15 protein-coding genes are annotated in these 10,186 nt (G+C 62.9%); all 15 read right to left on the bottom strand.

Features of this window, described 5'->3' with window-relative positions; all coding sequences use genetic code 11:
* Positions 1-19 precede the first annotated feature (19 nt).
* The gene (locus tag NFG58_RS12840; RefSeq protein WP_206936982.1) at positions 20-277 is read right to left on the bottom strand and encodes a hypothetical protein; all 258 of its coding nucleotides are present in this window, start codon (positions 275-277) and stop codon (positions 20-22) included.
* On the bottom strand, positions 277-666 hold the full coding sequence (locus NFG58_RS12835; RefSeq protein ID WP_348826660.1) for a phage tail assembly chaperone family protein, TAC: 390 nt from the start codon (positions 664-666) through the stop codon (positions 277-279). The genes NFG58_RS12840 and NFG58_RS12835 overlap by 1 nt, the downstream gene beginning before the upstream one ends.
* Positions 663-1,139 carry a phage tail tube protein gene (locus tag NFG58_RS12830; protein ID WP_348826659.1) on the bottom strand — a complete coding sequence of 159 codons (477 nt, stop codon included), beginning with the start codon at positions 1,137-1,139 and terminating at the stop codon, positions 663-665. Before NFG58_RS12830 ends, NFG58_RS12835 begins: the two co-directional genes overlap by 4 nt.
* Positions 1,140-1,249: 110 nt before the next feature.
* Positions 1,250-1,615: a DUF3168 domain-containing protein gene (locus NFG58_RS12825; RefSeq protein ID WP_348826658.1), complete on the bottom strand. Its 366-nt coding sequence runs from the start codon at positions 1,613-1,615 to the stop codon at positions 1,250-1,252.
* A gap of 8 nt (positions 1,616-1,623) precedes the next feature.
* The gene (locus NFG58_RS12820; protein WP_348826657.1) at positions 1,624-2,427 is read right to left on the bottom strand and encodes a hypothetical protein; all 804 of its coding nucleotides are present in this window, start codon (positions 2,425-2,427) and stop codon (positions 1,624-1,626) included.
* Positions 2,428-2,429: 2 nt separating this feature from the next.
* The gene (locus NFG58_RS12815; protein ID WP_222569764.1) at positions 2,430-2,672 is read right to left on the bottom strand and encodes a hypothetical protein; all 243 of its coding nucleotides are present in this window, start codon (positions 2,670-2,672) and stop codon (positions 2,430-2,432) included.
* Between the two features lie 16 nt (positions 2,673-2,688).
* A complete protein-coding gene (locus tag NFG58_RS12810) occupies positions 2,689-3,156 on the bottom strand; it encodes an HK97-gp10 family putative phage morphogenesis protein (RefSeq protein WP_348826656.1) in 468 nt (155 codons plus the stop codon).
* Positions 3,149-3,481 carry a phage head closure protein gene (locus NFG58_RS12805; protein WP_348826655.1) on the bottom strand — a complete coding sequence of 111 codons (333 nt, stop codon included), beginning with the start codon at positions 3,479-3,481 and terminating at the stop codon, positions 3,149-3,151. The genes NFG58_RS12810 and NFG58_RS12805 overlap by 8 nt, the downstream gene beginning before the upstream one ends.
* 1 nt (position 3,482) lies before the next feature.
* The gene (locus NFG58_RS12800) at positions 3,483-3,803 is read right to left on the bottom strand and encodes a head-tail connector protein (protein WP_348826654.1); all 321 of its coding nucleotides are present in this window, start codon (positions 3,801-3,803) and stop codon (positions 3,483-3,485) included.
* Complete coding sequence (locus tag NFG58_RS12795; RefSeq protein ID WP_348826653.1) at positions 3,797-4,396, bottom strand: hypothetical protein; 600 nt, start codon at positions 4,394-4,396, stop codon at positions 3,797-3,799. The genes NFG58_RS12800 and NFG58_RS12795 overlap by 7 nt, the downstream gene beginning before the upstream one ends.
* Positions 4,393-4,791, bottom strand: a complete 399-nt coding sequence (locus tag NFG58_RS12790) for a hypothetical protein (protein WP_348826652.1) — start codon at positions 4,789-4,791, stop codon at positions 4,393-4,395. Before NFG58_RS12790 ends, NFG58_RS12795 begins: the two co-directional genes overlap by 4 nt.
* 359 nt (positions 4,792-5,150) lie before the next feature.
* Positions 5,151-6,356, bottom strand: a complete 1,206-nt coding sequence (locus NFG58_RS12785; protein WP_348826651.1) for a phage major capsid protein — start codon at positions 6,354-6,356, stop codon at positions 5,151-5,153.
* Between the two features lie 3 nt (positions 6,357-6,359).
* Positions 6,360-7,229 carry a head maturation protease, ClpP-related gene (locus NFG58_RS12780; RefSeq protein WP_348826650.1) on the bottom strand — a complete coding sequence of 290 codons (870 nt, stop codon included), beginning with the start codon at positions 7,227-7,229 and terminating at the stop codon, positions 6,360-6,362.
* Between the two features lie 15 nt (positions 7,230-7,244).
* Positions 7,245-8,528 (bottom strand): phage portal protein, encoded by a 1,284-nt coding sequence (locus NFG58_RS12775; RefSeq protein WP_348826649.1) that lies wholly within the window; start codon positions 8,526-8,528, stop codon positions 7,245-7,247.
* A complete protein-coding gene (locus tag NFG58_RS12770; protein ID WP_348826648.1) occupies positions 8,525-10,036 on the bottom strand; it encodes a terminase TerL endonuclease subunit in 1,512 nt (503 codons plus the stop codon). Before NFG58_RS12770 ends, NFG58_RS12775 begins: the two co-directional genes overlap by 4 nt.
* Positions 10,037-10,186 lie beyond the last annotated feature (150 nt).

The raw sequence follows: 10,186 nt of genomic DNA, 5'->3' as shown, positions 1-10,186 counted from the left end.
GCTCGGTGGCGGGGCTTGGTTACTTCCAGGCTTCCATGGCCTGCTCGACAGTGATCGGCGGCTCGTCCATGTGCGGCATGAAGTCGAAAATCTTGTGGCCGCCTTTCTTGCTGTGGATGTTGGCCAGCGTAGAGGCCACCAGGGCGGCGCCGTGCTCAATCCGCATCCCTACGTGCAGCGACCCTCGTTTGTGGCGGAAAGCCACCCAGCGACGAAACTCGCGGTAGCTCAAGCGGTCTTGGGCCTCGGCGACCGTGCGGCCGCCGATGCCGTTCATCACGAGCTCGTGCCAGACTTCTTCTTCGTCACCGAGCGGCTCTTGTTCTTTCCCAAGCCATTTGCCCTCCCGATGACCTCGAGCAGAGCCATGGTCAGGCTGTGATTGAGCGGCCCGCGCTCTGGGTCAGACTCGCCGGTGATGTCGCCCACGCTGAACACCGGCTCGCCAGCTTCATCGCAGATGCTGGCAGCGATGCGCGCTGCAAGGGCGTCTGTGTTTTCGCGGCTGGCCACCATCTCCGAGACTGCGGTGATGTAGGAAAGCGGCTTGATGAACACAGTGGCGCTGACATCTTCGCCGTCTTGGCGCCAGGTCACGGTTTCCTCGGCCAGGTCAACGGGGGCGAACGCCCCCATCTCCTGCAGGCTATCCAGACTTAGCTTCATACCTTCGGAATCCAAGCTGATCCACCAGAGCGCTGGATGGTGACCTCGGACGTCACCACGCTGTTCTGCTGGAAGTCGAACGGGAAGTCGGAGACGTAGCCCTCGAAGGTGAACCAGGTCCGGGTTTCCGGAAGGTCAAAGTCACCATCGCTACCGATCGTCGGCGCATCAGAGCCATCGGACCAGCCGATTGCCCACTTGAGAGCGGGCGAGGGGTTCATCTCGGACAGTTGATGAAGTGTGACGTGGCTAGTGTTTGCCGGATCAGCGTTGACGCCGAGCGAGGCTTGGCCAGGGGTGCGAAGGCCAGGTCGATAACTGCGCTCGAAATCCTCGAGACAGGTATCCTCGATCTGATCGGCGGGGGCGCCGCCAGGGTTGAAGGTGGTGGCACACTCAACCTGAACCACCTGCGGCGTTCCGTCGTTGGGGTCAATGAAGTAGACGTGCGTTCCTTGAGAGAGAATGCTCACGACAGTTTCCTCTTGCATTGCGGGCGTGAAAAAGCCCGCACAGCGGCGGGCGAGGGTGGAAAAGAAAAGCCCCGGCGGATGCCAGGGCTTGGGTGTTGCGTTGCTGGGGGTTATCTCGGCACGAGCCAGTCGACGTCGAACGAGATACGGCGCCGCCCCGTGTCTGGGTCAGTCTCTTGACCGCCCCAGCGAACGACGTAGGCCTTGTCCTCGATGGCGTCACGGATAGCTTCGGCAACGTCGGTGGCTGTGCTGCCAGTGTCGGCGTAGACGTCCACCTGGATGGTGAATCCATCGATGTCTGGCCGGCTCCCCAAATAGTTCTCTGGCGCGCCGGTCACCACTTGCCACACGGCATACGGGGTGGGCACGCCTTGAGGTGCTTCACCCCAGGGGTAGAGACGGGTAGGGCTCAAGCCAAGAAGCGCGGCGACCTCTGGGTCAGACGCGCAGACAGTGAAGATGGGTGGTTGCATGGGCACCTCTAAATCCGGCTCGACAGAAGGGCTTCGATTTCAGCGATCCCGTCAGTACCGCCGGTGACGATGGCGAAGGCCCGAGCATCCATGGTCGTGTACTCGCCCGCCTGCCAGCCGAGATAGGCCTCAAGGGACGGCGTATCCGAGCTTGCGCCGGCAGTAGAGAAAGACCCACTCGTTTGCTCGGCGCCGTTCTTGCGCAGCCAGGCCGATGCGTTGGCGTAGTCAAGCAATGCTGATGCGGTGAACGGCTCGTCGGCTGCAATGACTTCTGCCTGCACGCCCGTGTCGAAGGGGCCCTCATCCAGCCTGCGGCCCGCTGCTTGCAGGTAGGTCGTGGCTCTGGTGTTCAGCCTGGCCCGGGTGCCAGTGCTTGATGTGCCGGTCGAGAACCAGATCATCGATTTATCTGCGCCGGCCAACTCGCGGTATGCCCCGGCGAAGGCCAGGTATAAGCTCGGCGAATTCTGTGCCAAGCCCAGCGGCAGGTCGTAGTAGTCGTCGACACCATCGAACTCGAGGCGCCAGTTTCCAGCCGATCCTCGAAGCGTGCCTGGCACAGGCGTGGTGGCGTGGTTGCCGCCGCCCGATAGATCATCGATACGGCCAACCGGGTCGCCATCAGCCGCTGCGGGGATCGTGCCGGCCTCGTCCTGCCAGAGAATCGTGATCCCCTGGTAGTCAGGCTGGATGACGTACAGGGCGCCGAGCTGGCCCGATCCAAACGCTGCCGAGACTGCGTCACCAATGAGATCCGGTGCCTGGGCCGGGGCACCCGTCGGCACCATGCGGAATCCAAGGCCGATCATGGTCACCACCACGCCGCGAGTGTCGCGGTGGTTCCGGTCTCCAGCACATAGGCTGCGCGGATGGGGTAGACCTGGCCGGCCGCTACGGGGTAGGTGATTGCCGTATCACCAATCGCAGCCTTGATCGCCACCTGGCCATCGGTCAGCGCGAACAGCGCCCGAGGGAGTGGATGAAGGGCTTCGGTGTCGCTCGGCGTGATTTGGTAATGGCCGACGGCGGGCCCTGATGCGCCTGGGGTGATCATGATTATTGACTCCGTGTTAGCGGCTGGCCCGCTTGATTGCCCTGACCAGGGCCTTGTCGAACTGGCGTAGGAACTCATCCGTTGCCGGCTCGATTGATTCCTGCAGTGCTGGTCGCATGAAGGGATCGGCGCGCATCTTCTCAGTGCCGAATTCGTGGAAACGCCAGTAGTACGTGTCCCCGCCAGGGTTGTTGGCGTTCTTGGCCTTCGACGTCGAGCCGCCGCGGACACCGACACTCATTTTCAGATCGCCGTGCTGTCGGAAGTGCTGGCTATCGAACCGGACCACCACGTTTTCGGCAATGCTGTTGGCGGTCTGTGGGTCGTCAATCCGAAGTGCTCCATCCTTGGCGCGATCACGAACCAGGTTCGCCGCCTTGCGCAGGGCAAACCGCGTCGCCTTTTTCTTCGGCAGGGTCTCCACCTGCTTCATCTTCGCCAGCGCCTCATCGACGCCAGAGAGGTTGAACGACAGATCAGCCATCGTTGACGCCCTCAGAAACCGGGATGGTCAAGTAATGCAGTCCGCTTTTCGGATCTGGCAGAACGCCCTGGATGTTGTAGACCTTGCCGCGGTGAACAATGCGCATGTCCGGGGCGATGTCGTCGCGGTGGCGGATCAGGATGCGCGCCGTCACCTCGCTTTGCGTCGACATGGCCGCGATAAACTCTCTGGCTGAAAGCGGCTCGACGCTTGCCCACAGGGTCGCCACCAGCTCCCAGCCGTCGATCATCTCGCCTGTCGCGGGGTCTTGCGTGCGGGCCGGCCGCTCCAGGCGGACGCGGTGACGGAGCTTGCCGATACGCATGTCACACCCCCAGGCCGATGCGGTAGAAGTGGAGGAGGCGCGTCACTGTTGGAATTTCCTGAACGATTGTGCCGGTGACATGCTGCTCGCGGTTCTCGAAGAATTCTCCGATCAGGATCAAGATCGCCTGCTCGACACTCTTGGGGAACACCGCTTCGCTGCTGCTAGTGTCTTCGTCATCCCAGGGAATGGGTCGACCAAGGTACTGCGACGCATAGTCGACCGCGGCGTCGTGCAGACGCTCGAGCTCGGGGTCCAGCACGGCATCGGGCGCCGTGTCCAAGCGCAGGTGAATCTTGATGGTCTCGAGCGGGATCAGCATGGCGGTATCCAATCAGCTTTGGCTGCCCATGGACGGGGCGTGCCGTGAAAACAGACGACGTCGGCGGTGGCGGGTAGGCCTGATCGGCAGTGCGCCTTGTAGCTCACGACTCGGCCCGGCGCGATGTCTTGCCAACGCTGGGGGCGAAGAACGCTGGCAAGAAACCCTTGGTCACCCCAGCGGCGAGGCGTCCGGCACCGGCGCATATGGTGCTGCGGACCTCTGATCCACTCATTCCAGACCGCCGCCTTGTCCCGCTGCGCGATGTACATCAGGCCGCTGGCTGGAAGGTCCGGCTTGTAGAAGTCGGACAGCATGGTGGTCTTGCCGCCGGTGGCGTCGATCAGCGGACCAAGATCACCCAGCACCACCGTATCCAGGTCGAGATACAACAGGTCGCCGGGCAGGTCGGGCCTGAACAGTTCGAGCTTGGCCCACCATCCCGGCCAGTCGTGCTGGAGCGGTATGTGCGGCACCCCAGGCACTGGTACGTCGCTCAGGCACTGGAGCATGTCGACCTGGCGGGCGAGCCACTGGACGTGCTGGGTGCCGTATTCGCCGCCTGAGCGCAGTACACAGACGATACGGGTCATGCGCCCTCCAGGGCTTGGTCGAGTCGCTGGCGAGGCCACAGCTTCAGCGCGGACCTGCGAGAGGCGTTGACGATCTTGCAGTTGCCCAGGTGGCCGGCCATGTCAGCGAACTGTGCCGCCCATTTGGGCATCGACACCGCATTGCCCAGCCCCTTGGGGTGGTCGCCATGCCAGTGGCGCTTGCCGTCACCGGCGTAGCCACAGTCGTACCCCAACAGGATGATGCGGCGAGCGCCGAAGTGTTCGGCCAGACTCATGGCGCCGGCACCGGAGTTGCCGCCCTGATAGAAGCGAACGGTCTCAACACCATTGATCGACCGGGCGCTGCTCAGCCTGTCGCCCCGGAATGTGAGCCGCACATCGTCCAGATAGGTTTTCCACCACGCTCTGTCCATGGCGTAGACCACGTCTGCCCACGGGCAGAGCTGGTAGGTGGTATTCGTTACGATGACGCCTCGGTCTTCCGAGGACTGCCGCCACGCTTTGACGGCTTCGCAGTCGTCTGCGGTGAGGCTTGGGCCGCTGGCGATGCAGACGACTTCGCGCCATCGGCCTTCTTGGGGCGGTCCTCGACAATCCGCACCAGGCCGGCGCGTGCCATCTGCTTGGCGGCATGATCGGAGACCGGGAAACGAGTGCCACGCCGGCGCGAGCCGCCATGATCGAAACCGGTAAGTGCTTCAACGGTTGGCATCAAATATCCCTCACAGAAGCGGGGGCCCGTAGGCCCCCGCGGTTCAGCCTATTCAGCCGATCAGGCGCCGCTGGACAGGACGAAATCGCCCTTCACGAACGCCTCGGGACGGTACACGGTCAGCGCGATGCGCTCCTCGCAGAGGATGGTGACCATGTTCTTGATGAAGTTGTCCCGGTCTTCGGTGGAGATGGTGACCGTGGCATCTTCGCGGTCCCATGCCTGGGCACCCATCTGGAACGCGCCAGTCAGGAACTCGCTTTGATCCAGGGACTGGGTGGTGACGACCGGCAGGCCCCACAGGGTCGGGCCGTTGACGGCATTGGGGTTGGCCCAGATGTAGCGGCCCTGGCTGTCCTTGGTCAGCTCGATGCTGGTCCAGTCGATCGGGTTCAGCACCAGACCGTCAGCCGCGTACTCGGCCAGCTGGACTTGCAGCATGGCGATGCGCAGGCGGTCGATCATGGTGTCGCTCTCGACCTCGACGCCGGGGTTGGAGTACTGGCTTGCCTGGGTGTACAGGCCGTTGATGTTCAGACCAACGCCGGAGCCCTTGAGCAGCTGGGTTTCTTCCTTGAGCTTGAGGCCGTAGCGCAGGCGGCCGTCGATGTAGCTCTGGAGCATGCCGGCATCGGACAGGACCTGGCGAGAGGCGTGGATCCAGTGGGCGATGGTCGCCACATTCTCACTGTCCATCTCGAAGGTGATGTCGGACTCAGGCTTGCCGCCGGAGGGGTTTTCCGACACGACGTCGGCGCTGTTGGTGAAGCCTGTCTCGCGGACGTACTCGATGGAGTTGGACTGAGTGCGGCCCCAGTTCAGCAGGTCGCGAATGAACAGCCGCTGATTCGGGGGCGCCACGACGCCGGGCACCCGGGTCGGCTCGATTAGATCGGCACCGGAGCCATCAGCTTCGGTGATCGCGTTCTGGATCGGGACGCTGAACGAGCCTTTGCCACCACCAGCGAGCGCTGACGCCTTGGCGGCGAACTCGTCCGACTCTGCGACGCGAGCGCCCAGGGTGAGCACTCGGCCAGCGCGGCCGGAGTCGTTGTTGGCCAGGGCCTGCTCGGCAGCCTGCAGGCGGGCATTCAGCTCGCCCTGGGTGGTCAGCATCTGGTCGACCTTGCCCTTGGTCTCCTCGGACAGCTGCTGGTGATTCTTGATAGCGGTCTGGGATTCCTCGGCGAAGGCCTTGAGCTGGTCGCTCACGTTCTTCAGGTCGTTCTGGACCTGCTTGTATTCCTGCTCGATGTTGACTGGCATGATTTAGTTTCCTTGCGGGAAGTCAAAGGTGATACGCAGGGGCTCTGCGTCGATTGCGACAGCGCTGGGCGTGTCGGTCGCGGTAGCGCTGGGCGTACCACCGCCAGCAGCGCTTGGCGTGCTGGACTTCAATTCATTGACCAGCTCTCGGCGTTGAGAGCGGGGCATGCCGGCCTTGGCCAGGGCGACGTCGACAGCCTTGGCGGCCATGCGGTATCCGTTCTGAGCGGTGTCTTCTTCAACGGCATCCGAGTCGAGAAACGCCTCAGCCCATCCGGCATCGACAGCCTCTCGTCCACCAATCCAGGTTTCGGCGTCGAGCTGGCTGGTGATGGTGTCGAGGGGGATGCCGGTGCGGGCCGCGTAGATGTCAGCGATGGTGCTGTCGAAGGGCTCCAGCCATTCGGCCAGCTCTCGCAGGTCGTTGCGGTTGCCCATCGCCACGATCCAAGCGTTGTGGACCATGAAGAACGCGGCGCGACCAATGCGGATCTCGTCACCGGCCATGGCGATGAACGAAGCGGCCGATGCGGCCAGGCCCATGACGTTCACCAGCACCCGGCCCTTGTGCTCGCGCAGAAGGTTGTAGATGGCCAAGCCTTCGAAAACATCGCCACCAGGTGAGTTGATGTTGACGGTGACCTCGGCAGTCGGGTCCATGTTGCGCAAGGCGCCGGCGACTCGCTTCGCCGTGACACCCTCGCCGAAGAAGTCGGCACCGATCGGGTCATAGATGCTGATGGTGTTGGCGGAATCGCTCGTGGCGGCATGCAGGCCTGGGTTCCAGGCCTCAAGTGCTTTGGGCGACAGGTCGCATTGAACGCCCGCGCGCGGGCGCGCCTCCGGCGCTGCCGGAAGATTCTTGATCGTCATCGGTTGCTCCGAAGGTCAGTTGCTTTCGTTGTTCAGCCAGGCGGCCATTGCCGCTCGAGCTGTATCGCCGTCGGTTGCTTGCCCCAGGCTGTCCAGAGGCGCCATGGCCGTCTGCACCGTCAGGACGTCGGCGTTGCCACTCATGGTGGGAAGGTTTTCAAGTTGGCGAACTTCGTCCCGGGTCATGATCCCGTTGTTCACCATGACCGAGTAGAACTGCGAGCGGGCCTGGCTGTCGGCTCGAAGCAGGCCCTCGATAGAGAACTCGGCATAGAAGCGCCGCTGATCCTGGGGAGACAGCAGGTGCTTGTTAATGGCCTGCTCAATCCGAGTCAGCCAGGGCCGAAGCGTGAACGTCAGGAAGCCGATCAGCTTTTGTTCGAGGCCGGTGCCCCAGTTGGAATCCTTGTTGCCGTGCCCAACCATCGACGGGTCGACACGGAACCAGCGGCAGACTTCCTCGACACTGAATGATCGAGACTCCAGTAGCTGCGCATCGCTTGGCTTGATGCCGATCGTCTCGGCCTTCATGCCGCCCTCAAGCAGCGGAGACTTGCCGGCGTTGAGAGCACCGGAAACGTCCTTGAGGTTTTCCCTGAACTCCTCGCGCTGTTCCTTCTTGAGCACGTGCTCCATGGTGAAAGCCACCGTGGGCGCCAGGCCTCGCTCGAATGTCCCGTTCGCTGCGTTGCTCGCTGCCAGGGCGCTGCCGAAGACGGCCGCACCATACTGGATAGTCGAAAGGCCCCACTTCCCGTCCAGCGAGAATCCAGGGATATGGAATAGGTTCCGCTCCAGAATCTCGCGCTGCTGGCCGTTTTCCTCGGTGTAGAGAATCTGGATGTCACCGTTGGCCTTCTTCCGACTGCCAAGCCGGTGCGGTGCCAGGAACTTCAAACCAACCATGCGGCCGTTGAATAACTGCTTCTCGCTGAACCCGTTGCCGCGCAAGAGGATGGCCGCTGTATTGGCCTCCCAGTACGTTGCGGATGTCGAGTCGGCATTAGGGCTACGGTTTAAGATCGAGTACAGAGGGTGATCAACCGCCCGCCGGCGACCGTCAGGGGTTCTCTCGTAAAGGTGGAGGGGTAGGGTGGCCACGGCCTCTGATACGAGGCGCGTGCAAGCCCAGGCAGCCGAGAGAGACATCACGGTATTCTCGTTGACCTGCTGCCCCGCCGTGTTGGCTGACGATGCCCATGCCGACCAGAATGCGTCGTCTTTGAGGCCGATGGGCGCGCCTAGCCAGTTGAGCAGTGCCGCTCTCACACGGCCCGGCTTTTTCACTTGAGTCTTCATGCGATGATCGGGTCCATTAGAAAGTCGGCAATGTCGTCGGCTTCCTCGGCGTGTCCTGCGCAGCCCAGGGCCATGGCCAAGGCCACCATGCCGTCGATGCGGCCGGTCGCCTTGTGTTTGTCGAGCTTGCGGTTTCCCGCGGCGTCTTTCGTGACCACCGCGTTGGCGGCGCACATCGTCAGCACCGGGTGGTTACCGTGCCGGATGCGGCCGTTGAGTAGATCGGCCTCGAGGATGTCCAGGGCAGGGCTCATGTCTTTGAAGCCCTGGCCGAAGGGGGCCAGCGGGAACTCCATGCCGAGATGCTCGGCGTCCTTCTTGAAGACGTCGATGCGCCACCGGTCGAAGGCCACCAGCTCGACGTCGAGGTCGGCCATGATCTCGGCCATCTCGGCGGCCACAAACGAGTAGTCCACCGTTGCGCCCGGCGTGGTGCGTAGCCATCCGTCTCGAACCCAGGCGTCGTAGGGCACTCGGTCGGTCTTGGCTCGCTCGTAAAGCCCTTTCTCCGGCGTCCAGAAGTAGGGCCAGACGTGAGCCACGCCGTCGGCGTCCCGGCCCACGATCACGCAAGCGGTCAAGTCGGTTCGAGCTGACAGGTCCAGGCCTGAGTAGGCGACAAGGCCCTCGAGACGCTCGGGGTCACCACCGCATGCCTTCCAGGCATCTGGGGATACGAAGGGCGAGACCGTCGACACACGCTGGTTCAGGTTCAAGTTTCGGAAAGTGTTCTCGGCTGACGGCATCCGCTTGGCGCGGGAGGCCTGCTTCTCCATGTCCGCCCTGGAGCGGAAAAGATCAAGCGCCGGGTTGGCCGCCTTCCAGGCTGCCTCGTCGTCCAGCTCGGCATCCTTGGGCGCCGCATAGACGTGACTGACGATATGGGGATCGCCAGAGCGCTCGGCGTCATCCAGCCACACAGAGAGGAGGTCGGCGTCGGTGGCTGCCTGCGTGCTGATTGCCAGCAGGAGCGGTGCGTCGTGGGCGCCCTGGGCGGTCGTTATCGCGTCGATGAAATCATCCTGCGGGCCTCGCACCTGGCCGACCTCATCGAGTATTGCGAGGATCGGAGAGAGGCCGTGAGTGGTCTTGCCCTCGGCGGCCAGTGCCTTGTACTCGACGTTGCAGGGCAGACCGATAAGCTTTTTGCCGCTCGGCACGATGTGGACGATCTCGGTCAGCCGGGGCTCAAGCTGGACCATCTTGCACGCCAGGTTGAACACGATACCCGCCTGCTCGCGGCTCATAGCGCCCGACACGATCTGGCTGTTCTGCTTGGCCTCGGGGCCGACCAGGTGGGCCAGCAGGATGCCGGCAATCAGGCCCGTCTTGCCGTTCTTGCGGGCGATGCTCAGGTAACCGTCTGTGGTGCCGACTGGGTTGTCGTAAACATCGAGGATGAAGCGCTTCTGGAAGTCGGCCAGGTTGATCGGCTGGCCTATCAGCTTGCCTTCTGGCACGCGGCAGAGCGCTTCAATGAACGCTATGACTCTTTCGCCACGTGTCATACATGCTCCGGGCATCAAAAACCCCGCTCAGTGGCGGGGCTCTATGGTTTCATATGCGGCGATTATGGCATCGGCGGTATCGGCATCCATGCTAGGACACTGTCGCCCTCATCCATTGCAGCCGGGCGCTGCCAATAATCACCCATGCAG

It is taken from the genome of Halomonas sp. RT37 (assembly GCF_040070525.1).
Taxonomy (GTDB): Bacteria; Pseudomonadota; Gammaproteobacteria; order Pseudomonadales; family Halomonadaceae; genus Halomonas; species Halomonas litopenaei.
This window is presented reverse-complemented; position numbering and strand designations above follow the sequence as displayed.

Excerpts from the sequence above, each read along its gene's own strand:
- NFG58_RS12840 (WP_206936982.1), bottom strand. The coding sequence starts at position 277 with ATGAACGGCATCGGCGGCCGCACGGTCGCCGAGGCCCAAGACCGCTTG.
- NFG58_RS12835 (WP_348826660.1), bottom strand. The coding sequence starts at position 666 with ATGAAGCTAAGTCTGGATAGCCTGCAGGAGATGGGGGCGTTCGCCCCC.
- NFG58_RS12825 (WP_348826658.1), bottom strand. The coding sequence starts at position 1,615 with ATGCAACCACCCATCTTCACTGTCTGCGCGTCTGACCCAGAGGTCGCC.
- NFG58_RS12820 (WP_348826657.1), bottom strand. The coding sequence starts at position 2,427 with ATGATCGGCCTTGGATTCCGCATGGTGCCGACGGGTGCCCCGGCCCAG.
- NFG58_RS12815 (WP_222569764.1), bottom strand. The coding sequence starts at position 2,672 with ATGATCACCCCAGGCGCATCAGGGCCCGCCGTCGGCCATTACCAAATC.
- NFG58_RS12810 (WP_348826656.1), bottom strand. The coding sequence starts at position 3,156 with ATGGCTGATCTGTCGTTCAACCTCTCTGGCGTCGATGAGGCGCTGGCG.
- NFG58_RS12805 (WP_348826655.1), bottom strand. The coding sequence starts at position 3,481 with ATGCGTATCGGCAAGCTCCGTCACCGCGTCCGCCTGGAGCGGCCGGCC.
- NFG58_RS12800 (WP_348826654.1), bottom strand. The coding sequence starts at position 3,803 with ATGCTGATCCCGCTCGAGACCATCAAGATTCACCTGCGCTTGGACACG.
- NFG58_RS12795 (WP_348826653.1), bottom strand. The coding sequence starts at position 4,396 with ATGACCCGTATCGTCTGTGTACTGCGCTCAGGCGGCGAATACGGCACC.
- NFG58_RS12790 (WP_348826652.1), bottom strand. The coding sequence starts at position 4,791 with ATGGACAGAGCGTGGTGGAAAACCTATCTGGACGATGTGCGGCTCACA.
- NFG58_RS12785 (WP_348826651.1), bottom strand. The coding sequence starts at position 6,356 with ATGCCAGTCAACATCGAGCAGGAATACAAGCAGGTCCAGAACGACCTG.
- NFG58_RS12780 (WP_348826650.1), bottom strand. The coding sequence starts at position 7,229 with ATGACGATCAAGAATCTTCCGGCAGCGCCGGAGGCGCGCCCGCGCGCG.
- NFG58_RS12775 (WP_348826649.1), bottom strand. The coding sequence starts at position 8,528 with ATGAAGACTCAAGTGAAAAAGCCGGGCCGTGTGAGAGCGGCACTGCTC.
- NFG58_RS12770 (WP_348826648.1), bottom strand. The coding sequence starts at position 10,036 with ATGACACGTGGCGAAAGAGTCATAGCGTTCATTGAAGCGCTCTGCCGC.